This is a genomic window from Aliidiomarina sanyensis (assembly GCF_003987175.1).
Classification (GTDB): Bacteria; Pseudomonadota; Gammaproteobacteria; order Enterobacterales; family Alteromonadaceae; genus Aliidiomarina; species Aliidiomarina sanyensis.
Map to the genome: position 1 here is coordinate 302,984 of NZ_PIPM01000003.1, position 23,017 is coordinate 326,000.

23 protein-coding genes are annotated in these 23,017 nt (G+C 51.8%); 7 read left to right on the forward strand and 16 right to left on the reverse strand.

The features are described 5' to 3' along the window. The first annotated feature begins 102 nt into the window (after positions 1-102). The 3 genes from CWE11_RS05135 (at position 103) to CWE11_RS05145 (ending at position 3,053) form a co-directional block, all read left to right on the forward strand. A complete protein-coding gene (locus CWE11_RS05135; protein WP_126776518.1) occupies positions 103-1,704 on the forward strand; it encodes a sensor histidine kinase in 1,602 nt (533 codons plus the stop codon). Further along, on the forward strand, positions 1,701-2,423 hold the full coding sequence (locus CWE11_RS05140; protein ID WP_126776519.1) for a response regulator transcription factor: 723 nt from the start codon (positions 1,701-1,703) through the stop codon (positions 2,421-2,423). The genes CWE11_RS05135 and CWE11_RS05140 overlap by 4 nt, the downstream gene beginning before the upstream one ends. Before the next feature lie 72 nt (positions 2,424-2,495). Next, positions 2,496-3,053 carry a phosphoribosyl-AMP cyclohydrolase gene (locus CWE11_RS05145; protein WP_126776520.1) on the forward strand — a complete coding sequence of 186 codons (558 nt, stop codon included), beginning with the start codon at positions 2,496-2,498 and terminating at the stop codon, positions 3,051-3,053. A 335-nt stretch (positions 3,054-3,388) separates the two neighbouring features. On the opposite strand, the gene sufT is transcribed toward CWE11_RS05145, so the two are convergent. The 6 genes from sufT to sufB form a co-directional block, all read right to left on the reverse strand. Further along, complete coding sequence (gene sufT, locus CWE11_RS05150) at positions 3,389-3,913, reverse strand: putative Fe-S cluster assembly protein SufT (RefSeq protein ID WP_126776521.1); 525 nt, start codon at positions 3,911-3,913, stop codon at positions 3,389-3,391. A gap of 3 nt (positions 3,914-3,916) precedes the next feature. Then, positions 3,917-4,273, reverse strand: a complete 357-nt coding sequence (locus CWE11_RS05155; RefSeq protein ID WP_126776522.1) for a HesB/IscA family protein — start codon at positions 4,271-4,273, stop codon at positions 3,917-3,919. A 188-nt stretch (positions 4,274-4,461) separates the two neighbouring features. Then, positions 4,462-5,685, reverse strand: coding sequence for an aminotransferase class V-fold PLP-dependent enzyme (locus CWE11_RS05160; RefSeq protein ID WP_126776523.1), 1,224 nt, complete (start codon positions 5,683-5,685; stop codon positions 4,462-4,464). A 9-nt stretch (positions 5,686-5,694) separates the two neighbouring features. Further along, a complete protein-coding gene (gene sufD / locus CWE11_RS05165; protein WP_126776524.1) occupies positions 5,695-6,942 on the reverse strand; it encodes a Fe-S cluster assembly protein SufD in 1,248 nt (415 codons plus the stop codon). Beyond that, a complete protein-coding gene (gene sufC / locus CWE11_RS05170; RefSeq protein WP_126776525.1) occupies positions 6,939-7,697 on the reverse strand; it encodes a Fe-S cluster assembly ATPase SufC in 759 nt (252 codons plus the stop codon). The genes sufD and sufC overlap by 4 nt, the downstream gene beginning before the upstream one ends. A 9-nt stretch (positions 7,698-7,706) precedes the next feature. Further along, a complete protein-coding gene (gene sufB / locus CWE11_RS05175; RefSeq protein ID WP_126776526.1) occupies positions 7,707-9,143 on the reverse strand; it encodes a Fe-S cluster assembly protein SufB in 1,437 nt (478 codons plus the stop codon). 628 nt (positions 9,144-9,771) lie between these two features. On the opposite strand from sufB, the gene CWE11_RS05180 reads away from it, so the two are divergent. Together CWE11_RS05180 and CWE11_RS05185 are read left to right on the forward strand one after the other, a co-directional pair. Beyond that, the gene (locus CWE11_RS05180; RefSeq protein ID WP_126776527.1) at positions 9,772-10,374 is read left to right on the forward strand and encodes an outer membrane beta-barrel protein; all 603 of its coding nucleotides are present in this window, start codon (positions 9,772-9,774) and stop codon (positions 10,372-10,374) included. Between the two features lie 250 nt (positions 10,375-10,624). Continuing rightward, on the forward strand, positions 10,625-11,293 hold the full coding sequence (locus tag CWE11_RS05185) for a pseudouridine synthase (protein WP_126776528.1): 669 nt from the start codon (positions 10,625-10,627) through the stop codon (positions 11,291-11,293). A gap of 10 nt (positions 11,294-11,303) precedes the next feature. On the opposite strand, the gene CWE11_RS05190 is transcribed toward CWE11_RS05185, so the two are convergent. The 3 genes from CWE11_RS05190 to CWE11_RS05200 form a co-directional block, all read right to left on the reverse strand. Next, positions 11,304-11,720: a PIN domain-containing protein gene (locus tag CWE11_RS05190; protein ID WP_126776529.1), complete on the reverse strand. Its 417-nt coding sequence runs from the start codon at positions 11,718-11,720 to the stop codon at positions 11,304-11,306. Continuing rightward, the gene (gene vapB / locus CWE11_RS05195; protein ID WP_126776530.1) at positions 11,717-11,944 is read right to left on the reverse strand and encodes a type II toxin-antitoxin system VapB family antitoxin; all 228 of its coding nucleotides are present in this window, start codon (positions 11,942-11,944) and stop codon (positions 11,717-11,719) included. The genes CWE11_RS05190 and vapB overlap by 4 nt, the downstream gene beginning before the upstream one ends. Positions 11,945-12,213: 269 nt before the next feature. Beyond that, entirely contained in the window at positions 12,214-12,966 is a 753-nt protein-coding gene (locus CWE11_RS05200) for a glucose 1-dehydrogenase (protein WP_126776531.1), read from the reverse strand. A 334-nt stretch (positions 12,967-13,300) separates the two neighbouring features. Here CWE11_RS05200 and CWE11_RS05205 point away from each other — a divergent pair, with 334 nt between their 5' ends. Beyond that, a complete protein-coding gene (locus CWE11_RS05205; protein ID WP_126776532.1) occupies positions 13,301-14,338 on the forward strand; it encodes a tetratricopeptide repeat protein in 1,038 nt (345 codons plus the stop codon). Between the two features lie 460 nt (positions 14,339-14,798). Here CWE11_RS05205 and CWE11_RS05210 read toward each other — a convergent pair whose 3' ends face one another. The 6 genes from CWE11_RS05210 to CWE11_RS05235 all read right to left on the reverse strand — a co-directional run bounded on the left by CWE11_RS05210 (position 14,799) and on the right by CWE11_RS05235 (position 20,920). Further along, a complete protein-coding gene (locus CWE11_RS05210; RefSeq protein ID WP_126776533.1) occupies positions 14,799-15,152 on the reverse strand; it encodes a hypothetical protein in 354 nt (117 codons plus the stop codon). A gap of 138 nt (positions 15,153-15,290) precedes the next feature. Then, positions 15,291-15,800 carry an NUDIX hydrolase gene (locus CWE11_RS05215; RefSeq protein WP_126776534.1) on the reverse strand — a complete coding sequence of 170 codons (510 nt, stop codon included), beginning with the start codon at positions 15,798-15,800 and terminating at the stop codon, positions 15,291-15,293. Continuing rightward, positions 15,797-16,768, reverse strand: a complete 972-nt coding sequence (locus CWE11_RS05220; RefSeq protein ID WP_126776535.1) for a hypothetical protein — start codon at positions 16,766-16,768, stop codon at positions 15,797-15,799. The genes CWE11_RS05215 and CWE11_RS05220 overlap by 4 nt, the downstream gene beginning before the upstream one ends. 331 nt (positions 16,769-17,099) lie before the next feature. Beyond that, complete coding sequence (locus CWE11_RS05225) at positions 17,100-18,830, reverse strand: Na/Pi cotransporter family protein (RefSeq protein ID WP_126776536.1); 1,731 nt, start codon at positions 18,828-18,830, stop codon at positions 17,100-17,102. A 374-nt stretch (positions 18,831-19,204) separates the two neighbouring features. Continuing rightward, entirely contained in the window at positions 19,205-19,972 is a 768-nt protein-coding gene (locus CWE11_RS05230) for a DUF3307 domain-containing protein (protein WP_126776537.1), read from the reverse strand. Between the two features lie 318 nt (positions 19,973-20,290). Continuing rightward, a complete protein-coding gene (locus CWE11_RS05235; protein ID WP_126776538.1) occupies positions 20,291-20,920 on the reverse strand; it encodes a hypothetical protein in 630 nt (209 codons plus the stop codon). Between the two features lie 491 nt (positions 20,921-21,411). Here CWE11_RS05235 and CWE11_RS05240 point away from each other — a divergent pair, with 491 nt between their 5' ends. Then, on the forward strand, positions 21,412-22,041 hold the full coding sequence (locus CWE11_RS05240) for a porin family protein (RefSeq protein ID WP_126776539.1): 630 nt from the start codon (positions 21,412-21,414) through the stop codon (positions 22,039-22,041). Positions 22,042-22,514: 473 nt separating this feature from the next. Here the strand turns inward: CWE11_RS05240 and CWE11_RS05245 are convergent, their stop codons facing one another. Next, the gene (locus CWE11_RS05245) at positions 22,515-22,820 is read right to left on the reverse strand and encodes a hypothetical protein (RefSeq protein WP_126776540.1); all 306 of its coding nucleotides are present in this window, start codon (positions 22,818-22,820) and stop codon (positions 22,515-22,517) included. Positions 22,821-23,017: the final 197 nt, after the last annotated feature.

The following is a 23,017-nucleotide window of genomic DNA, read 5'->3' on the forward strand; positions in this document are numbered from 1 at the left end:
TCGCAAACTTTAATGGTCCATATACTACCACGTTCAGCGTCCTTTTTTGATACATAAATACGCGCGCAACGTAGTGACATGTTCATCGCTTGGGAGTTTTTTATGTATCGCAATCGGCTGCTGCTCTCTCTGTCTGTTTTGGTTCTGTTGTGTATTGTTCAAGCGACCGTCGCTTTCTGGAGTTCCGGGGTGGCTCGTTTTCATCTCGAACGAAGTCAGGTAGCCAACCAAATGCTCTCCGAGTTCATCGCCTTAGGTGCTGATAAACAGCGCCTCAAAGTCTGGTTAGCGCAATTTCTCCTGACGGAAGATTCTCAGCTGCAAGAGCGGGATCGGCTCATTGCCCAAATGGAGCGCAGCCTCACGACCCTCGACGTCCTGTTAAGTCGCGATCAGCAACTCGCCGAAAATGGTGCTGACTACATCCATATTCGCCAGCAACTGCGTGCCCTTGCCATTCTCGAAACCAATGTCGCGACTCTCAAACAAAGTCTCCTTGAACGTGAACTGATGGAGCGCAACGAATCGGAAACCTGGGTGATATTGATTCAAACCTTTGATCAGCTCGAAGGCCTCGATTTGCGCCGCCTTATTGCCGAGGCGATCGACTTGCAACGGGCCCGCTCTGAAAGTGCCGAAACAGCAGCCGCTGAAGCGGTCGCAACCGTCCGCTTAATTGTGATTATTCTTGCCGTCCTTGGAAGCATGAGTGCGGCCCTTTTTGCAATTATCCTCCTGCGGGGGCTCTATGCACCGATTCAACGCTTGCTTACCGGCATTGATGCCCTCTCCCGAGGCGATTTTAGCCACCGAATTGAGGAGCAGGACGACCGTGAGTTTCGCAACCTCGCACGTGGCTTTAACGAGATGGCGGCAGCACTGGCTGTAGCCAAAGATAAAGAAGCAAAACACACCCGCGAGATTGAATCGCAAGTGTCACAGCGCACCGCACAGCTGAAACATGCATTAGAGCAGTTAAAGCAAGCAGAAATGCAACAGAAGCGTTTCTTTGCCGACATCAGCCATGAATTACGCACGCCAGCCACCGCAATTCGTGGTGAAGCGGAAATTGCTCTGCGTGGTAAAGCACGCAATCCAGAGGAGTATCAAGATACCCTGCAACGCATCTTAGACGCGAGTGCGGCGCTTTCTAAACGGATTGATGACCTGTTGATGCTGATTCGAGGCGAACATCAATTGGTTAACTTCCGTCCAGTTCAAACGCCATGCGCGGAGCTATGTACCGCACTAGCGGAGCAAACGAAGGATCTCGCGGCCCTCAATCGTCGTCCCGTGACCGTCGTGTTGGATACACTAATTGATGACCAACACCACGTCTTAATTGAAGCGGACAAAATATCGCAGGTCTGGCAAATCCTGCTCGACAATGCACTGAAATATTCTGAACCAGACTCCCCACTTCGTTTTGAGGCCTCGCGCAACGATGATGAGCTCTTCCTCTCCATTCAGGATCATGGAGTCGGAATTCCTCACGAAGAGCAAGCCCATATCTTCGAGCGCTACTACCGTGCCGAAAATGCACGAGCGATGCGGCCTGATGGCCTTGGGATTGGCCTATCAATCGCGCAGTTTATTTTAGAACAACACGACGGCTATTTTGAAATCACCAGTCAAGAAGGGATGGGAACAACTTTTACGGTGGTCCTACCGCTGATCGACGCGGATTTGGAGGAAAAAGCATGAATATTTTATTGATTGAGGATGATCAACGCGTTGCAGATTTCATTGTCCGTGGCCTCCGCGCCGAGGGCTATCGTGTTCATCACTGCGCCGATGGAGCCGCCGCACTCGAGTTTGTTCGGGAGCTTGAGCCGAGCCTGATCATTCTTGACCGAATGCTCCCTAACATTGATGGAATGACCCTGTGCAACATGATTCGAAGCGTGCAACTACCGGTCAAGATCCTGATGCTGTCCGCACTCAATGAGGTGCGCGATCGTGTTCAAGGGCTTAACACCGGTGCGGACGATTACTTGGGCAAGCCCTTCGCCTTTGAGGAGTTGCTTGCACGCATCGAAACACTGCTGCGCCGAACCCAAACCCACGCACGAAGCCAACAGCTGAAGCTGCAAGATATCGTGTTTGATTTAGAGAAGATGCAAGTTCTCATGGACGGTCGTCACATCACACTCACGGCCAAAGAACTCGCCGTGCTTGAACTCCTCATGCATCAACCCGGTAAAGTCTTCAGCCGTGAGCGAATCCTCGCCAACGTATGGGGTATGAATGAAGATCCGTTAACCAACGTAGTCGATGTCTACATCCGTCGACTTCGCAAAAAACTCAATGCGAAGGAGCCCGAACGCTACATTCGGACGCTCCGCGGAATGGGTTACTTCGCTGCTGACACACCGTCGGAAGATCATTCATCTGACGTTCATCTTGATGTCAGCCAGAATTAACGACCTGTTCAAGACCCAGCCATTGCACTTCCCTTACGATAGCGTCATCCAATTGATGTGTGTGAGGTGAGTATGAAAAAGGTAGTTGTGACATTGGCCGTTGCGGCCGCAGTCGTCGGAGTCGGTGTGTTTGCAGCAGGTGCGAAGTCCTCCGACAACGCCCTAACCGAGTACGACGTTCGTAATGCCCAAGAAGCATGGGGTGCGGCACTAATTAGCATCAGTCAAACCTATCAAGAGCATGGCTGGGACGCCGCTGCTAAATTGGCCCGTGAAGTCCTCGATACGGCTTATGGCTACGCTGATGGCCCGGTGTTGTTCAAGCCGACCCTGGCCCACGGCGAGCAAACATTCCGCACCACCTATGACGGTGCACTCGCTTACTTCGTGGGAGGTAACGATTACTTCGCGCAGGACAATGGTTTTGCGTTGAAAGGTTGGACCGAGTTTTCGTTTGAAAACGCTGCTGTGCACATTAATGGCAACACGGCCCTCACAATGGGCAATGTGCATCTTACCAATGCTGCAGGCGAGCGAACTACGGTTGATAAGACCTGGGCGTTCCAGCGCGGCGAGGATGGGCAAATGCGCATCATCCTTCATCACTCTTCACTTCCATTCACTGGCTGATCTCCAATCAGCTCTCTTGCTTGCCCCCGTTCGCGGGGGCTTTTTTTACGCAACGCACCGTCACGGAACAAGAACGTAGCCAACGCACTGCGTTGGGGCCAAGCTCGAATGGTTCTATCTAACGCACACCCAACGCGGTGCGTTGGCTACAGGGCCAAGCACGAATGGCTCTTCCATCACACACCCAACGCACCGTCACGGAACAAGAACGTAGCCAACGCACTGCGTTGGGCCAAGCATGAATGGTTCTATCTAACGCACACCCAACGCGGTGCGTTGGCTACCGAGATATGGACGTAACCAGCGCGCCGTCACGGAACATGCGTTGGTCACATCTAAAAAAACACGCCGGCTTCAAGTTGAGCTTCTTCGCTCATCATGTCGCGTGACCAGGGCGGATCGAATACCAAATTAACCTTCACCGATTCCACAAATGGAACCATGCCAACCCGATATTCTACATCACCGACCAACACTGGCCCCATCCCACAACCCGGTGCGGTCAAGGTCATATCGATCAGGACTTGATTACCCTGCACGACTACTTTGTAGATCAAACCGAGCGAGACTAGATTAATCGGGATCTCTGGGTCATAAACGGTCTCGAGCGCTTCCCAAACTTGCTTCTCGTCCACTTCACCGTTTTGAGGCGCTTCAAATGAGAGAATGGTCGGCTTGCGGCCAATCGCATCCGCGTCTGTACCATCGATGCGATACATATTACCGCGCCAGGTAATGGTGTAATTACCACCCAAGTCCTGAGTGATATTCACAAACTCACCTGATTTTAAGACCAGCGGCTCGCCAGAGGGAACGCGACGTGCTTTGACGTCGCGTGCAAGGGAAACAATTTTCTGCATGGATTAGGATTTCACGCTGAAGCTTTCACCGCAGCCACAGGCCTCGGCGATATTCGGATTATTAAACTTGAGCAGGCCGTTAATGCCTTCTTTTACATAGTCAATTTCAGTGTCACGCAGCATGGGAATGGCTGAGCGGGCAACCGCCACCGTGAGCTTGTCGCTGACTTGAATCACTTCATCGTCCGCCTGGGGCGCATCAGCATAATCAACCACATAGGCATAACCGGTACAGCCACTTTCTTTGGTCGAAAAGCGGATAATCTGTTGTGAGCTCCCGAGTTTGGATTCAAAGTGACGCACCGCACTCGGGGTGACGGTAATCACACTTGCTGAAGGCACAAAAGTTTCGACAGCCATGAGAACTCCTCAATTTAGTTACCATGATATGGACGTAACCAACACACCGCGTTATGAACGTAACCAACGCACCGCGTTGGGGCCCAAACATAACCAACGCATTGCGTTATGAACGTAGCCAACGCACCGCGTTGGGGCCCAGACATAACCAACGCATTGCGTTGGCTACCGGACGTACGCCCGAATGGTTACACCAACATATCGCGGGCTTTCGCCAGGGCGCGGAAAAACGCGTCCACTTCATCTAATGTATTGTAGATCGAAAACGATGCCCGAGCAGTGCCCGGAACGCCAAGCCGCTTCATCAAAGGCTGAGCGCAATGGTCACCGGTTCGAATTGCAACACCTTGCTTATCCAAAATAAACCCAACATCCGCTGGGTGCGCACCGCTTAACATAAAGCTATACACACCAATCTTGTCAGGTGCTGCACCGATCAAACGCACCCCATCAAAGGCTTCACCGAGTTCAACGGCACGGTCTAAAAGTGCTTTTTCATGGGCCTGTACTGCGGTGACATCCAGTGCACTGAACCATTCAATTCCAGCCGCCATCCCAATGGCACCCGAGATATGCGGCGTTCCTGCCTCCAAGCGATGCGGCAATGCACCCCAGGTTGCGTCCTGATAGGTCACTTCGGAAATCATTTCACCGCCGGTCAACCATACGGGCCAGTCCGCAAGCAGTGAACGACGCCCCCATAATACTCCGACACCGGTAGGGCCAAACAGTTTATGTCCAGAGAACGCGTAAAAATCGCAATCCATCGTCACCACATTCACGCCGCCATGGGCAACGCCTTGGGCACCGTCAATCAACACCAATGCACGGGGCGAGCGACTGCGAATCGCTTTGATTAAGCGATGAACAGGATTCACCGTCCCCAGCGCATTCGATACCTGCGGCATCGCGACAAACGCCGTTTTCTCACCAAGCAATGCCAAAAATGCGTCAATATCTAAAGCGCCATTGTCCAAAATGGGCGCCACCAGAAGCCGTGCCCCAGAGGCTTTACAAGCCTGCTGCCAAGTCACAAGGTTCGCGTGATGCTCCATTTCCGTGACAATCACATCGTCGCCGGCTGTCAGCCGTTGCGCCATGCCTTTGGCGACAATATTGATGCCTTCGGTGGTCCCGCTCGTCCAAATCACTTCGTCGCGACTGTGGGCACCAATGAATGCCGCCACCACATCCCGCGCCCGCTCATAGCGACGCGTCGCTTCATCGGAGAGCGCATGGGCTCCACGGTGCACATTCGAATTGCACTCGGTGTAAAAACTCACGAGTGCATCAATGACCTGCTGCGGTTTTTGCGTAGTGGCCGCATTATCCAAATACACTAGCGGCTTGCCATTCACTTCACGACTGAGAATCGGAAACTGCGCGCGAATCGCCTGTACATCAAGACTCATTCAATTGCCTCAAGGACGCACTTGCATGCCGCTGAAACGCTCGCGCAGCAACGGTTGCAACCAGTTTGAAAGGGCTTCGTTTGGTATTTCATTCACCAACTCTTGAATGAAGCCAAAGTTCAGCATGACCAGCGCTTGCTCACGGTCAATCCCGCGCGAGCGCATGTAATACAATGCCTTATCGTCAATCTCAGCCACCGTCGCGCCGTGCGCACATTGCACGTCGTCCGCATAAATCACCAACTCAGGCTTGGTGTTAATCTGGCCTCCGCGCGAGAGCAGCAAATTGCGGTTATTCAGTTCAGCCAAGGTCTTCTGGGCATCCCGATGAATATGAATCCGACCGTTAAACACCGCGCGTGCACGATCCCCAACAATGGTCCGAACATTTTCTTCCGTGGTTCCATTTGGCATCGCATGCTCAACATTGCTGTGCAGGTCAAAATGCTCACCCGCGCCGAGCAAGTAAACCGCGTTAAACTTCGCAAACGCGTGCTGGCCGTCGTGTACCAAATCATAATCCAAGCGGCTTAACTGGCTACCGAAACCGACCAAGGTGCTGTCGAGTTTCGCTTCATCGCCTAAACTAAAGTGTGCGCCACCCATGTGAATCGCTTCACCGCCGTGCAACGCAAAACGATAATGCTCAAGCGCTGCTTTGTCGCCAATTTTGTACTCGGCAAATGCGGTATTCACCGAGGTACCAGCGCCTGCACCATGCTCAATCACAGTGACCTTCGCACCGTCACCCACGCGCACCAAAATGCGATGATGCGCCTCAGCGCCGGCAGTAACCAAATTCACAATACGCAACGCCGGCTTGATCTGTGCGCCCGGCGCGACATCAATCACGACACCGTCGGTTGCCAACACATCATTGACCAATCCAAACAAGTGTTCACGGGGTTTTACGCTGCCAAACACATCGGTCGCGACCGCTTGCATCGCAGAATCAGTCAACCCGCCGACGGTTAACCCTTCCGGGAACGTTGGCAATGAACCCTGGAGCGCGCCATTAACGAACACCAAGTCAATCGAATCGAGTCCTGCAACGTCCGGCACCGCAGGGGTGTCCGCGGCAAGAGCCGGTAACGTCATGTCCTCAAGGGGATGCAACGATGTATAGCGCCATGCTTCCGTACGACGAGTCGGCCATTGTTGTGCTTTCAAGACTGCCAACGCGCCTTGGCGTTGGGGAGTCAGCGCATCGGAGACCGCGTCGGCACGGTCGATGACCTGTGCTAACCAATCACTCATGCGCCAGCCTCCTCAGGCTTACCAAGCCATGCATAACCGGTCGCTTCCACTTCTTTCGCAAGCTCAGGACCACCACTCTTCACAATTTTGCCGTCCGACAAAATATGGACAAAATCCGGCTCAATGAAGTCCAACAGACGTTGATAGTGAGTTACCACAATAAAGCTGCGCTTGCCGTCGCGCTGGCTGTTCACGCCATTCGCGACCACTTTCAATGCATCAATATCCAAACCCGAATCGGATTCATCCAAAATAGCCAGGCTAGGTTGCAGCAAAATCATCTGCATGATTTCGTTGCGCTTTTTCTCACCACCAGAGAACCCTTCGTTCACACCACGCTTTAAGAAATCGAGCGGCAAGTTCACTTGCTTACACGCTTCTTTGGCGACCTTCAAAAACTCAGCCGCGGTCAGTGCTTCCTCGCCACGCGCTTTGCGCATCGCATTCACGGATTCTTTCATAAACTCCATGTTGCTAACGCCCGGAATCTCAACCGGGTATTGGAATGCCAAGAACAAGCCTTTTTGCGCGCGTTCCTCGACGTCCAACTCCATTAAATCTTCGCCATTCAGCTCAATGCTTCCGCTCTCAAGCTCATACCCGTCACGGCCTGACATCACATAACCAAGGGTACTCTTTCCTGCGCCGTTCGGGCCCATGATCGCATGCACTTCGCCGGGATTGACCGTCAGGTTCAGCCCTTTCAGGATGGTTTTCTCTTCAACGCGTGCGTGTAAATCTTTAATGGTTAACATCTTTTCACCTTATCCCACTGAACCTTCGAGACTAATTTCAAGCAGCTTGCCGGCTTCGACCGCGAATTCCATCGGCAACTCTTTAAATACTTCTTTACAGAACCCGTTCACAATCATCGATACCGCTTTTTCGGTATCCAAGCCCCGTTGCTGACACAAGAACAACTGATCATCACTCACTTTCGAGGTAGTCGCCTCGTGCTCGACAATTGCGGTTGGGTTTGAACTTTCAATATACGGGAACGTGTGTGCGGCACATTTATCGCCGATCAACAATGAATCACACTCGGTAAAGTTCCGCGCGCCATCGGCACCCGGCCCCATTTTCACCAAGCCACGATACGCATTGCTGGAATTGCCCGCTGAAATACCTTTCGAGATGATGGTCGACTTGGTGTTTTTGCCCAAGTGAATCATCTTGGTTCCGGTATCTGCCTGTTGACGGCCACGAGTTAATGCAACCGAGTAAAACTCACCGACCGAGTTATCGCCTTTAAGAATACAGCTTGGGTATTTCCAGGTGATCGCAGAACCGGTTTCCACCTGCGTCCAGGAAATCTTTGCGTTCTTGTGGGCAATGCCGCGCTTCGTCACAAAGTTATAAATTCCACCTTTGCCGTTTTCATCGCCCGGATACCAGTTCTGGACCGTGCTGTACTTGATTTCAGCATCATCCATTGCCACCAACTCAACGACTGCTGCATGCAGCTGATTTTCATCTCGTTGCGGTGCAGTACAACCTTCAAGGTAGCTGACATGACTACCTTCCTCGGCAACAATCAACGTACGCTCAAACTGCCCGGTGTTCAGTTCGTTAATGCGGAAATAAGTGGATAGTTCCATTGGGCAACGTACCCCTTTCGGGATATATACGAACGATCCGTCCGTAAAGACAGCACTATTCAATGCCGCAAAAAAGTTGTCGCCGCGGGGAACAACGGAGCCGATATATTTCTTCACCAGGTCGGGATATTTTTTGATGGCTTCCGAAATGGGGCAGAAAATAACGCCCGCTTCTTCGAGCTTCTCTCGGAAGGTTGTAACGACAGATACCGAATCAAACACCGCATCAACCGCGACACCCGCTAGCATCTTCTGCTCATGGAGCGGGATGCCTAATTTCTCGTAGGTGCGTAGCAGCTCTGGATCGACTTCATCGAGCGATTTTGGCTTATCTTTCATGCTCTTCGGTGCCGAATAATAAGAAATCGCTTGGTAGTCAATTTTCTCGTAGCCCAAATGAGCCCAGTCCGGCTCCTTCATTTTCTGCCACGAACGGAATGCCTGCAGACGCCATTCAAGCATCCACTCGGGTTCGTCTTTCATTGCAGAAATGCGACGGATGACGTCCTCATCTAACCCAGGCGGGAAGGTATCGGACTCAATATCGGAGACGAAACCAGCGTCATACTTACGCGATATCGCCTTCTCGATTTGCTCACTCATGCCAAAAACCTCATCGTCAGCTGACTCTATTTAGGGGGCGTATTATAGCATTTCCCGACTATTTTACTCAAGTAATACGCGCACTAAATTTGAGGCCCAACGCGGTGCCGTAACCAACGCATGGTCCGTAACGGTGCGTTGGATTCTCGATCGATATTTCCTTCGGGCTTTGGCCCAACGCGGTGCGTTGGGTTCCATCGCATGTTCCGTAACCAACGCATGTTCCGTAACGGTGCGTTGGGTTCTCGATCGATATTTCCTTCGGGCTTTGGCCCAACGCGATGCGTTGGCTACCATCGCATGTTCCGTAACCAACGCATGTTCCGTAACGGTGCGTTGGGTTCTCGATCGATATTTCCTTCGGGCTTTGGCCCAACGCGGTGCGTTGGCTACCATCGCATGTTCCGTAACCAACGCATGTTCCGTAACGGTGCGTTGGGTTCTCGATCGATATTTCCCTCGGGCTTTGGCCCAACGCGGTGCGTTGGCTACCATCGCATGTTCCGTAACGGTGCGTTGGGCAAATATGGATGTAAAAAACCGCAAAACCTGCGACAAATTTTTACAGTTTTCGGCACAATAACGGCCTAGACTCCTCTTTGTAGTATCCAAATTTCGGAGAAAGACCATGAAAACACGAGCAAAACATTGGCTGCAAGCCACAGGAATCGCGAGTTTACTTCTGGTAAGTGGCGCTCTCGTGGCCCCCGCAACCGCCCAAGCCCAAGCCTTCGAACGAGATTGGATGTTCTCTGTCAACGCAGGACGCGCCTCACTGGATCGTTATGATCAAGGTAGCACTTGGGATTCCATCACCGATGAAAGTGGCACCATTTATGGCGCATCGTTGAGTTACCTGCTCAATCCTAACCTTGCTGTCCGCGTCGGGTATGAAAGCAGCGATAGTTTTAGCACGCAGAATGCCTGCCCAGTGGATGCAGAGGCTTGTACGCTCGTCGCCATCAACGAACGTGGAACCTTGCGACACACCTCGGTAACTTTGGTACCTGAAATGTCGCTCGGTCAGCAGGTCGATCTATTTGGTATCATCGGGGTCGGTCGCACACAGTTAAGTGCAGGTCCACAGCTCTCGAACTACAGCTCCAATGATTTAGTGTATGGCGCTGGGTTGGGGTATCGAGTGAATAATTGGATTTATCTATCCACCGAACTTCAGCGGGCCGGTTCTGATTACACCGCCGCCCGCGTAAGCCTCGGCATCCGGTTTTGATATGGCCATCGTAACCAACGCACTGCGTTGGGTTCTCGATTGATACTTCCTTCGGGCTCGGGCCCAACGCTGTGCGTTGGCTACCGTGAGATGGCCGTCGTAACCAACGCACTGCGTTGGGTTCTCGATTGATACTTCCTTCGGGCTCGGGCCCAACGCTGTGCGTTGGCTACCGTGATATGGCCGTCGTAACCAACGCACAGCGTTGGTTACGATAGACCCGTCCCACGGCATTGGATACAATCGCCGGATGATCCTACACACCAATGCTGACTTTTATATCGTGGCAAAGCCCTCGGGACTTGGTATGCATACCGAGGGCGATACTTTGGGCATTATTGCACTACTCGAAGCCCAAACCGCCGAATCACTTTACCCAGTCCATCGCCTCGACAAAGAAACCAGCGGACTTCTCATTGTGGCCCGCTCTTCAGAGGCGGCCAGCATTTTTGGACGGCTCTTTGAAACCCGCGAAATTGAAAAGTTCTACATTGCGCTCGGCGGCAATAAACCGAAGAAAAAGCAAGGGATGATTCAGGGGGATATGGCGAAAGGCCGCAACGGCAATTGGCTGTTAAAGACATCGCAAGACAATCCTGCACGCACCCAATTTTTCAGCCATGGCACGGGAACCGGCGCGCGTCTATACATCCTCAAACCGCTGACTGGCAAAACTCACCAACTCCGAGTAGCTCTCAAAAGTATCAGCGCACCCATTCTTGGGGACAAGCGCTACGGTGGAGCCCCTGCGGAGCGCTTGATGCTGCATGCCATGAGCCTGCGCTTCACCTGGAAAGGTGACGCCATGGAATTCTTACTGCCACCCTCAGCGCAAGCAGATTTCGCGCCGCTCGATTGGTCACAATTCCCCAGCCTCACCACCCCTTGGGAATATGACTGGCCTGTGGTCCATTCGTAGTTATCGAGAGTTATCGACTCCAATCTTCCAAAGAAAGATTGGGAACACGCTCAAACTCTCGGGTGTTATTGCTGACAAGAACACATTGAGCTGAGAGCGCGTGACCTGCGATAGCCGTGTCATTTGCGCCAATCGGAGTACCGCGCTCAGCGAGATAGGCTTTGATTCTAGTTGTGGCGTCAATAGCAGCTTGATCCCATGGTAAAACGCCATCAACCCGCTCCATAAACGCATCAACAATAAGGCTATGCTTCGGAGATGCCCTTTTGCCAATCGCACCAAAACGTAATTCAGCATAGGTAATTGCAGAAATCACAATACGTGACTTGGTTTCGACTTTGCGCTGCAAGGTTGCCAAAAGAGCTTCCGACTGTTCGCGCATAATAAAGGAACAAATTTTGGTATCGAGCATATAGGTGGGTTTCAAAACGCAACCCGCCCATCTTCAATCACATCTTCACGCTCAATAAGAAAGTCCGGATCAGCTTTTTCAACGCGTGCAAAGCTGGTCCATGTCTTGCGCGCTGGACGCAGCACGAGGGCATCACCCTCACGGGTAATCTCCACCTCGGACACACCTTCAAACTCAAACTCCTTCGGAATTCGAACGGCTTGGCTTCGACCATTGGTGAATAAGGCTGCTTTTTTCATGTGCGCCTCCAGAGAGTTGACCTCAGAGGTTTCAGTATAAAATTCAACAGGCATATGTCAAGCATATCTCTTTTGATTGGTTTGCTTTTAAGACGAGGGGTAAGGAAAAAAATAAGCCCCGGAAGAAAGAGCGTTTTAGTCAGTCCATTGACTGCAACACAATTTCCCCAAGGGCGTCATTGAGCGTCCATGCTCGAAAGTCAGTATGACTGTCCTGATTGAATTGTCACGGGGAGCGCGCCTTTTTGCGCAGTCACCCAGTAAGCCGCTTAGCGCGCGACCATACCGCCATCGACCGCGAGCATCTGGCCAGTGATAAACGAAGAGCTCGGTAATGTCAGGAACAACACGGCATTGGCGACCTCTTCAGAAGTACCCATTCGGTTCATCGGATGCAAGGCGGCAAATTGCTTTTCAGTTTCGGGATCTTGACGCGTAATGCGGTCAATCATCTCGGTTTTAATTGCGCCTGGGCAAACTGCGTTTACCCGCACCCCTTTTTCAGCATATTCAACAGCTGCCGTTTTACTCAGCTGCACCACGGCGCCTTTGGATGCGCAATAGGCAGGCAAGCCCGGAAAGCCGATCAAGCCGGCAACCGAGGCCATATTCACGATGGCACCTTTGCCCTGTTTTTCCATGATTTTCAGCTGCGCTTGCATGCAGGCGTAGAGGCCACGGACGTTGATATTCATCACGCGATCATAGTTCTCGAGGGTACTCTCGCCGGTGGGCGCATTTTCCCCCTCAATCCCTGCATTGTTACAGGCATAATCGAGACGCCCGAAATGCGCCATGATTTTCTCATGCAACGCGTTCACCTGCTCGATGTCGCTGACATCGGTGGTGACGGCCAGTGCATCGACCCCAATTTCTTGAATATCGTGGGCCAATTGCTTCAATCGCTCGCTATTAATATCCGCAATGACGACGTCACACCCAGCGTGTGCATAGGCAAGTGCAGTGGCCTTGCCAATTCCGGTCGCGGCGCCGGTGACCAATGCTACGGGTGAAGTACTCATGTCAAACCCCTTGTGGTTGTGCATTTTGTTCAGGATCGCACAAAGATTAACCAACCGCGTTGATCGAGATCATAATGTAGCCAACGCATTGCGTTGGGTTCTCGATCGATATCTCCTTCGGGCTTTGACCCAACGCATTGCGTTGGCTACATGGGCCCTTTGCGTTGGGTTTAAATCCGTCCCAACGCATTGCGTTGGCTACATTGACCCTTTGCGTTGGGACGGGGTTCAGAGGATGTAGATAGTCCAACCCAACGCGCCGTAACGGAGAGTGCGTTGGTTACGGAAGAGTTTTTTGATTAGAATGGACGAAAGGATCACATAAGGAACGCACATGGACTTTCAAGAAGCATTGATTATTGCAGACAAACACTACAAGAGCGGTGAGTACGAAGCGGCGTTGAGCTATTTTAGTGCCATCGCAGAATTCCTCGAAGACGGCGAACCGGCCGAGCTGGAGGGCGATAATCTCATTGCTTTCTCAATGAATATGGTGGCCATCTACAACAACATGGCGTTGTGTCTCGATCACCTCGGCCAACAGCGAGATGCCATCCAGCACTACGTAAGTGCGTTCGAGCGAATTGAAGAACTGATGGAGTCCATCCAGGACGAGGACATCATCCGCAAATACCATCACAATGCAGAGCTCGTTGCCCAAGCGCTGCTCAATTTAGGCAACTCAGTCGAGGCCTTTGAGTTTCTCGAAGACGTTCTTGAGGAAACCGAGCGCTATCATAAACGCGAACAAACGCCGTTTTCTTCGGCAGCTGTTGCCCACGTCCACGAAATTATGGCAAAAATTTGGCTCGAATTGGGCGATCCTGATGCCGCGTTCGATTGCGCCATGCAAATGCTTGCGGAGCACCAGCGTCAGGCTGACCGCACGAAAGACTGGCGCGATGAAGTGGATCTCTCGCGTGCCCACCTCCTGCTTGGTGAAATTACCGAGATCCTCTTCCAACACCAAGAAGCACGAAAACATTTTGAAGCTGCATTGAAAGGCCGTCTGCTGCAACAAGAAAAGCACCCAGGCTACGATGCAAACTACAACATCCTGGTGGTTTATGAGCGCTTAGGGCGCCTCATGGTCGAATTACGTGAATTCGCTGCCGCCCAGAAATATCTCGACACCGCGACCGCCATCTATGAAGACAACCGCTGGCGTGAAGGTGCGCATGAGTTTCGTTTATTTGCGAACCTCTTTGCAGACTTAGTGTTATTGCATCAGCTGCAAAAGAAGCCGGTAGACGCCTACCGCGAACAAGCCAAATTTGCATTGCAGTGGCTCGAGGAAAACAATGAAATGGATAGCGACATGCAGCGCGTCGAAGCCATCATCGGTACCCGCGACACCCCGCGCTTAATGTAACCAACACCACCTTCGCGATCATCAGATAACGGTAGCCAACCCATCGCGTTGGGCCAAGCCTCTGAGAACGGTAGCCAACGCACCGCGTTGGGCCAAGCTTCAAACCATGCAGATACCCCACACCCAACGCACTGCGTTGGTTGCATCACCTTCGCGAACATCGGATAACGGTAGCCAACGCACCGCGTTGGGCCAAGCCTCAAACGATGCAGGCACTCCGCACCCAACGCATTGCGTTGGTTACATCACCTTCGCGAACATCGGATAACGGTAGCCAACGCACCGCGTTGGGCCAAGCTTCAAACCATGCAGATACCCCGCTCCCAACGCATTGCGTTGGTTACATCACCTTCGCGAACATCGGATAACGGTAGCCAACGCACCGCGTTGGGCCAAGGGTCAGAGGATGCTGATACTCCGCTCCCAACGCATTGCGTTGGCTACGATCGCATTGCGTTGGCTACAACCGCACCTCGCGCACAACGGTGCCATCGGGTAACACGAGGGTGACACTCGACCAGCCGCTAGCCTCCACAAAGGTCACCCGAATCGTACAGTCATTGCGAATACGCCCCGTGACATACTGGTTGCCGGTGAGTGTGCCGTTACAACCGGTTACGCTCTCAAGCACCCAGCCGTTCGCCGGAGAAGCCTCAAACTCAGCCCGCGTGCCATCGCGCACACTCGCCGAACGCGGCGACAACTCCCCCTCGCCCGCCACAATGCTCGAGACCACAAACTCAGGCCCACCGATGCGACGAAACTCGCAGCCCATCAGCGCCAAGGCAACAACACACATAACAACAAACCGCATCAATCTTCCTTTTTGGACATAACCACACCCTCGACGCTCCCAACGCTGTGCGTATAGACCGTAGTTCCGTAGCCAACGCATTGCGTTGGGCCGGACTCGAACGGTTATATCAATATCGCACCCAACACACCGCGTTGGTTACATCACCTTTGCGATCATCAGAGCCGCAAGGGTGATACCGCAGGTGAGTTCACCATTGGTAATCATGCCACGCAGATCATCCTCACCAAACAGAGCCACCGCACTGACTTCATTGAGCGCTGGTGCATCGCTGTCACCTTGCACCGGAATAGCGTCGGCAGGCAGTCGACAACGGAACACATTCACCGCAGTGGTAAGAATAGCCGTATTGGGTTTCACTCTCCCCAGCAGCTCCATATCTTCCGCCGAGACATGATAGCCCGTTTCTTCCAACAGCTCGCGCGCAGCCGCGACCTCAGCGGATTCGCCCGGTTCACCATAGCCGCGAGGCGCTTCCCATAATTCTTTACTATGAGCCGCTCGTGGCACCCGAACGAGCACCAAGCGTTCACCCACAAAGCACAGAACGAGCGCACCATTCTCCGAGTTCTCTTCATGCACATAGTGCCACTGGCCGTCTTGTAAAACAGAAAACCAGGGATTTGCATACACCGTTTGCTTCGTCATTTTTTCACCTCCAAACCGATGTAATTGCGCATTTTAGGGTAGAGGCCGAACCAATTTTTGCGGGTCGCAAAATCATACCCGCGGCTCGTCGCCTGAGTTTCGGCAAGCTCTACTCCTGACTCTATAAAGAACCTTAGCAGTTCTCCGGCACCCCATGCGGAAACAAATTGAAAAAGTTTGTAAGGAATCGCTAACAGGGATAGCTCCCGCTGCAGTGATTTCACCGAGAGACCTGCGTCTAAAAAGCCCGAGGGAATCTGCGTCAGATGCCGAATGCGATCTTGCAAAAAGCCCTCGCCTGAGGTCACAAAAAGCGAGTGATACGCAGGGTCAATCACTTCCATCCGAAAACGGGCCGCAGTGTCGGGTGGAAAGCGCACGTTGTCGTCAAAATAGGCACTTGTAAACTGATACCACTCAGAGCGACTCACCACATCGTTCGCCTTCAACATAAAGAGCTGACGCTCACCATCGCTTTTGAAAAAGTGATTTAGGACATCTTCATCGTCCAAACGCTCCGTGACCGCACTTTGTAAACTAGTTGGGCTCAGGGCAACTCGCTCGTAGGTAGGTTTGAGTTCCATCAGGGCGGCTTGGGTGGCACGTAAACGCGCAATCAACTCTTGCGCTTGCACCTGGGTGAGCTGGTCTTTGCGCGGCGCACCATGCAGGCTTGAAACAATGTAGCCGCCGGGGAGTGCCTCAAAGTAATCACCTAGGGTTAGTCCGGGCTCAAGATTATACCCTCGTAACACCAACCGCCCTGCTCCCTCTTCATTAAGGTACTTGCGGACGTTCTGCTTGAGAAGAATGTCGCCGATATCTCGATTATCGAGAATGGTGTTGGGCGAAACCACCACACCAGAAGCGAGCGTGAGTCCTAATAGAAACCGCTTTTGCAATTCCTCCGAGGGCAACGCCCGCACCGAATCACAATTAGACAGAAAGACCTTTTCTTTTAAGAGCATATTATTGGCCTTGTGGTTTTGATTCCTATAATACCACGGTGGAATCCGTAACCAACGTCATGTTCCGTAGCCAACGCACTGCGTTGGGCCGGGCCTCAGAGAACGGTAGCCAACGCACCGCGTTGGGCCGGGCCTCAGAGAACGGTAGCCAACGCACCGCGTTGGGCCAAGCTTCAGAGAACGGTAGCCAACGCACTGCGTTGGGCCAAGGTTCGGAGGATGTAGATATTCAGCCCCCAACGCAATGCGTTGGCTACAACCGTATAATACAAAAATCCCGGCGCGGTGCCGGGATTTTTCATAAGACCCAACGCGGTGCATTGGCTACTGGCTACTTGCCGTCAACTCGCATAGCTTTAAGTCGACGTCCAGCGGCAGATTCATTGACATTCAGGATGTGGTCACCCACCCGCTCGAGGCGGTTCAGGATATCAATGAAGGTCACCCCAGAGCGTGCGCTGTATTCACCCGCTTCGAGACGCGCATAGTGATTATCCCGCGCTTCTTCGCGGACCCGGTCAATCTCTTGCTCAAGCTTAATAGCCTGATCGAGTTTGATGTTCGTCGGGATCCGCGCCGCATTGGCTTTCATCTCAATAATGGCAGCGCCGACAGCGTCCATCATTTTCTGCATTTCTACCAACGCAGACTCAGGCCAGCCGGATGTATCTTCAAGTTTCTCGCTAATGCGCGAGATTTGATACAAGATATCCGCGATCCGCTCCAGGTCGTTGATCATCGTTTGCATAAAGCGAATACGACCAGTCAGCTCATGTTCCATGTTGGTGTGCTCAGAGATGCGCACCAGGTAATCGGAAATCTCGATCTCCAGCTGATCCGTCACTTCTTCATAGCGCTGAATCTTCTCGAGCAACTTATCGCGCTCTGCTTTTGGATCAAACAGCAACTCGCTCAAAGAACTGTGCATCTTCTCGATGATATCTGTGAACTGCTGCACTTCTTTTTGCGCCTGCTCCACCGAGAGACCAGGGGATGTCATCGGGCCTGCACTAATGTACTGCAAATGGAACTCGTCATCCTTGCCACCTTTGTCGGGCTGAATGTACTCCACAAAGCGCACAAGCATCGGCACGAAGGCAAACAGCAACATCACGTTAAGGACGTTAAACGAGGTATGGAACAGCGAGAGTGCCAGCGTGGCATTAGCCCGCGATTCTGCCGCCCCCTCCATCACCGAAATGGGGTTCGAGGAGAACTGATTAACCACAAAGTCCATCGCATGCAGGAACGGATAGATCAGGATGAGCATCCAGATTACGCCGATCACGTTAAAGAAGAAGTGGAACCTCGCGGCTCGCTTCGCATGCACATTCCCCACCAAGGCCGCAATATTGGCCGTAACCGTGGTACCAATGTTCTCACCCAAAATCATCGCAGCTGCGATAGGGAATGGAATCCACCCTTCAAACAACATGACCAAGGTGATTGCCGTGGCCGCCGACGAACTCTGCGTAAGCAGCGTCAGCACTGTTCCTGCCAGTACGAATATCAACAGCGACAAGAAGCCATAGTCGGTCCACTGGTTTAGGAACGAGAAAATCTCGGGGTTTGTATTGATATCAGGCACTGCGCCTTTGATGAATTCAAGGCCGATAAATAGAATACCAAAGCCCACCATGGCCTCTGCAATATTCCGTAACCGGTTGTTTCCTGAGAACAAGAACGCAAAGAAAACCCCAATTATAGCGAGTGCAATTGGGGTTATCTGAAACTTAAATCCGAAGAGGGCTACCATCCAGGCGGTGATCGTGGTGCCGATATTCGCCCCCATGATCACGCCCGTCGACTGCACAAACGTCAACAAGCCAGCATTTACAAAGCTGACCGTCATGACAGTCGTGGTGGTTGAGGATTGTGTGATTGCGGTGGTAGCGAACCCGGTTACAACCCCTGTTGCGCGGTTGCGGGTCATGCCGCTAAGAATGCCTTTCAATCTGCTCCCTGCAATTTTTTGCAGGCCTTCACTGAAGATCTTCATTCCGAAGATAAAAATACCCAGTGAACCGATGAGCTGGAGGAAATCAAATAAAGAGTAGTTCATAAGTGTTTGCGACTCTATAAAGCAGAAGCATTCCAGCGACTTACCAGTACCAAATCGTGGTGGAAAGCGCTTCGGCCGCCTCTCCTATGTTGGTTTTATTCATCCAAGGTCGGCGCATTATATCGTTCATACCGTCCATGCGAAACAATAAATCAGTCCTGTCACCGAATTGTAACCAACACATCACCCGAGCGCCAACCATCGTAACCAACGCGGTGCGTTGGGAAAGAGCGGATATAAGACGTAGCCAACGCATTGCGTTGGGAAAGATTGGATATAACCGATCGGCGTGGCGGTTTCACCAAACTGAGACCCAACGCAATGCGTTGGCTACATCATTGGGAACTAACGTCACGTTACGGAACATGCGTTATTTACACAAAACCTCGAACCAACAACCCCACGACCAATACATACAGGAAGCTCGTAAAGGTCCCAACCAATACATACTCTGTCAGATACAAGGCATTTTGTTTGCTCTCATCTGATCCGTCGCGCAGTCGGTTAAGGTCACTGAACCGCAACACCGATTTGGCCGCAATGACAAACCCGATAGCCGCAAATTGGTTCAACACAATTAGAATCAAAATAATCAGACGTTCCAAATACCCAAGAATTTGCCCTCCTTGAGGCAACGTCATTTCCGCTGCTGGGCTTCCTGAGTGCATACTTTCGAGCACGAGACGCACGACAACAGAGGCCGGTTTAAGAATGAGCAAAAACGCCAACAGATACACGAGCCCATTCAATACGTTAGGGTGCTTCCAATCACTCGATAGCTGAAAGGTGGGTACATCAATTATGTATAACGCAATTGCGATAAGGATTGCGATATGGGCACATTGAGCCAGAGTAAACGCGAGGAGCGGACGCTTGGATGGGCTAGATACTTTAATTACATCAATCAAAAAATGCGTAAGCCAAACAATACCGGAAATTGCTGCAAGGGACGGCATCCAACCATACGCAAGAAAGAGCACACCAAATACCAACAGACCATGCACTGAAGCATGAGCGATATGGGCAAATAGAGCCGCTCTTAGCTGCCTATTCTTTGCAGCAACAAGCTTCTCTGTTTGAAGATAAAAATCACCAAACACGTGGCAAAGAAGGAGCAATAGAAACGGCATCACATCAATCATCTGGTTTCCTCATAAAGTGCAACACATCCACCGTAACCAACGCACACTCCGTAACGGCGCGTTGGGAAAGAGCGGATATAAGGCGTAGCCAACGCATTGCGTTGGGCCCCACGATATTGGACCTAACCAACGCACATTCCCTAACGGTGCGTTGGGAAAGATCGGATATAGGACGTAGCCAACGCAATGCGTTGGGAAAGATTGGATATAACCGATCGGCGTGGCGGTTTTATCAAACTGAAACCCAACGCAATGCGTTGGCTACATCATTGGGAACCAAACGTCACGTTACGGAACATGCATTGGCTTCCATTATCGCTATGCTCTGCCAACAACGCCTTCGAAGTAATCAAGCGTCTCTTTCACAAGCTTGTGTTTGGCGGCATTTAATATCTGCGTGGTATTCACCCTACTCTTCGCTATCTTGTCAGCTAATTGCTGATGTTTTAAGTCCGGTGATTGTAAATACGCCAAAAGAACCTGCGCTTGGGTTTGAGTAAGTGATGAAAGGTGTATATCCAGCCACTTGAGCAGCAACCCGAGGTTCGTATTCCAAGTCTGATTGATAGAATCGAATACCAAGTGCTCCTTCTTGAGCTTATCTAAGTTTCGCCCCGACCGAATATAAGCCTCACCGGTGGCGGTACTTACATCCACTGACGTTTCCATGACTGCGGCAATAGCGATACTTTGCCGAGCATCGGAGGGAACCTCCGCAGATTTCAAATACAGCCTGACGCAAGTTGCAATGTGGAGAGCACGCCAAATTTCAGGCGTTACCAGTTGAAAAGAATCTCCGCGAAATATGGAAAAATGGAATGCATTGCCGCTCGAAAGATCGTTCAATGCGCCGCCGAGCGTCTCGATGACACGCTGGTAATCGTCGCCCTTTAAAGAGCCTGAGCGTACGAGATCACCTGTGATGACCGCGCGGAGAGATTCATTCATAATGCCGCCCTTACCCAAGTAATTAAAATGAGTTACTTATTACGTTGTAATTCATTATGATTACATTGTCAATAGTAATTTATTTTGGTTACCAATGGTAGCCAACGTCATGTTCCGTAACGGCGCGTTGGGAAAGATTGGATATAACCGATCGGCGTGGAGGTTCCATCAAACTAAGACCCAACGCAGTGCGTTGGTTACATCATCGAGACCCAACGCAGTGCGTTGGTTACATCATTGAGACCCAACGCAGTGCGTTGGTTACATCATTGAGACCCAACGCAATGCGTTGGTTACATCATTGGGGCCCAACGCAATGCGTTGGTTACATCATTGGGACCCAACGCAGTGCGTTGGTTACATCATTGGGGCCCAACGCAATGCGTTGGTTACAAACCCACCGAATTACAATTTGTTACAGATATTCTCTGTGCAAAAGCAAAAATCCCGAATAGAGTGAAGCTGTTTTCATCCACACAAGGAACCCTTGAATGAAACGTCTTACTAAAAATACCTGCGCACTCGCAATTGCACTGGCTTTAGGCGCTCCGGCAGCAGCACTCGCCAATGGACCGAGCTTTGATCACGTCGGTGTCGGCTATGTGAATTTTGACTTCGATGGCGAGAGCATCAACGGCTACTCGGTTGATTTCGAGAAGAGCTTAACCAATAACTTCTTTATCGGCGCAGATTACTTCCGCGTACAAGACTCTTCAGCCGCATCGATCGGTGGCGAAAACTTCAGTTCGCGAGTCCGCTTGGGGCTATTAAATGCCAACGTAGGCTACAAGTTCTACAACACGGACACCTTTACTATCTATGGTGCTGCGGGTTTCACCTCGATCGACACCAACGTGCGTATCACCACCCCAGACTTCAGCATCAATGAGAGCGATAGCGATACCGGTTGGAATGCCCAACTTGGTTTCCGTACTCGTCTGACCGATTCAATTGAATTGGACGCGTATGTTCGCCATATCGATATCGATGGTGAGGACGATCAGTTGTTAGGTATTTCAGGTCGTTTCTACGTCACGCCTCAGCTTAGCCTTGGCTTGGGCTACACGCGAATTGATAGTGATTTGGATTACGTGAGCTTGACCGCGCGGTTCCACTTCTAATTGATGACGTGAGTTGGGTTCGGGTTGGGAGGATTTTTATAGCCCGGGCCCAACGCGGTGCGTTGGCTACCATTCCTAACGCATTGCGTTGGGTTTCAAGCCCGAACGATCATATCGGCCCCAGCCCAACGCACCGTTACGGAACGTGCGTTGGCTACCATTCCCAACGCATTGCGTTGGGTTTCAAGCCCGAACGATCATATCGGCCCCAGCCCAACGCGATGCGTTGGCTACCATTCCCAACGCAGTGCGTTGGGTTTCAAGCCCGAACGATCATATCGGCCCCAGCCCAACGCGATGCGTTGGCTACCATTCCCAACGCATTGCGTTGGGTCCCAAGCCCGAGCGATCATATCGGCCCCAGCCCAACGCGGTGCGTTGGCTACTCGGCCTAGCGCGGTGCGTTGGGTGGGATAGGCCAAAAAAAACCGCCCGAATGGGCGGTTTTGGTGGCTAAACTCGAACTTTAGCGCTTAAACACCAGTCACGGTTGTGGTTGTGGTTGGTGGTGTCGTTGGAGGCGTGGTGCCGCCATCATCGTCGTCGTCATCGTCATCATCATCGTCGTCAGAGATACGATCTTGCGGATCTTGTGTATCGCTTGCGACAACAGCAACAGCAACTGCCACACTCGCAACAGCTCCCACTGCAGCGATTGGGCCGACGCCTTGACCACCACCTTGACCTGGCGCCTGATTACCCGCAGCACCTTGTGCAAACGCAAGTGCTGGGCTCAGGACCATCATCAAGACAACCAAAATTACAACTAACTTTTTCATAACTCTTTCCTTGTAGAGATACATGTATCGTCAGGATCGCAATTCCGATTCAGGCGCTTTACACAAAACTCGTAAGCGTCGTTAGTAGCACACGTTGACCGTGGTTTTATTCTAAGGTGGATCAGTTTTGTTGGCCATTCGACCGGCCGAGATAATTGACGCTAGCGTGTGAGCTCGATATTCCAAGGCAGCAAGTG